The 1,702-nt window shown below is 56.9% G+C and carries 2 rRNA genes (1 of these 2 running past the window's edge); both read left to right on the plus strand.

Annotated features, from left to right (window positions below):
- Window positions 1-1,499, plus strand: a 23S ribosomal RNA gene (locus ACZ4O3_RS43955) (it extends 1,627 nt beyond the left edge of the window).
- Between the two features lie 94 nt (window positions 1,500-1,593).
- A 5S ribosomal RNA gene (gene rrf, locus ACZ4O3_RS43960) occupies window positions 1,594-1,702 on the plus strand; the annotation flags it as partial.

The following is a 1,702-nucleotide window of genomic DNA, read 5'->3' on the forward strand; positions in this document are numbered from 1 at the left end:
CAGTAGGTGAGTGATGGGGTGACGCAGGAAGGTAGTCCATCCCGGGCGGTGGTTGTCCCGGGGTAAGGGTGTAGGACGTCAGGTAGGTAAATCCGCCTGGCAATAGTCTGAGACCTGATGCCGAGCCGATTGTGGTGAAGTGGATGATCCTATGCTGTCGAGAAAAGCCTCTAGCGAGTTTCATGGCGGCCCGTACCCTAAACCGACTCAGGTGGTCAGGTAGAGAATACCGAGGCGTTCGGGTGAACTATGGTTAAGGAACTCGGCAAAATGCCCCCGTAACTTCGGGAGAAGGGGGGCCAGTCCTGGTGACGGAATTTACTTCCTGAGCTGGGGGTGGCCGCAGAGACCAGCGAGAAGCGACTGTTTACTAAAAACACAGGTCCGTGCGAAGCCGTAAGGCGATGTATACGGACTGACGCCTGCCCGGTGCTGGAACGTTAAGGGGACCGGTTAGCTCAGATTCGTCTGGGCGAAGCTGAGAACTTAAGCGCCAGTAAACGGCGGTGGTAACTATAACCATCCTAAGGTAGCGAAATTCCTTGTCGGGTAAGTTCCGACCTGCACGAATGGCGTAACGACTTCTCGACTGTCTCAACCATAGGCCCGGTGAAATTGCACTACGAGTAAAGATGCTCGTTTCGCGCAGCAGGACGGAAAGACCCCGGGACCTTTACTACAGTTTGATATTGGTGTTCGGTTCGGCTTGTGTAGGATAGCTGGGAGACTTTGAACTCTGGACGCCAGTTCAGGGGGAGTCGTCGTTGAAATACCAGTCTGGTCGTGCTGGATGTCTAACCCGCGCCCGTGATCCGGGTGGGGGACAGTGTCTGATGGGTAGTTTAACTGGGGCGGTTGCCTCCTAAAGAGTAACGGAGGCGCCCAAAGGTTCCCTCAGCCTGGTTGGCAATCAGGTGTTGAGTGTAAGTGCACAAGGGAGCTTGACTGTGAGACCGACGGGTCGAGCAGGGACGAAAGTCGGGACTAGTGATCCGGCGGTGGCTTGTGGAAGCGCCGTCGCTCAACGGATAAAAGGTACCCCGGGGATAACAGGCTGATCTTCCCCAAGAGTCCATATCGACGGGATGGTTTGGCACCTCGATGTCGGCTCGTCGCATCCTGGGGCTGGAGTCGGTCCCAAGGGTTGGGCTGTTCGCCCATTAAAGCGGTACGCGAGCTGGGTTTAGAACGTCGTGAGACAGTTCGGTCCCTATCCGCTGCGCGCGTAGGAGTCTTGAGAAGGGCTGTCCCTAGTACGAGAGGACCGGGACGGACGAACCTCTGGTGTGCCAGTTGTTCTGCCAAGGGCATGGCTGGTTGGCTACGTTCGGGAGGGATAACCGCTGAAAGCATCTAAGCGGGAAGCCTGCTTCGAGATGAGGACTCCCACCCACTTGATGGGGTAAGGCTCCCAGTAGACGACTGGGTTGATAGGCCGGATCTGGAAGCACCGTGAGGTGTGGAGGTGACCGGTACTAATAGGCCGAGGGCTTGTCCTCAGTTGCTCGCGTCCACTGTGTTGGTTCTGAAACCACGAACGGCCCCATGTCCTGGGTTACAGGGTGTGGTGCGGCTGAAACAGTTTCATAGTGTTTCGGTGGTCATAGCGTGAGGGAAACGCCCGGTTACATTCCGAACCCGGAAGCTAAGCCTCACAGCGCCGATGGTACTGCAGGGGGGACCCTGTGGGAGAGTAGGACAC

It is taken from the genome of Streptomyces sp. NPDC026515 (assembly GCF_055567595.1).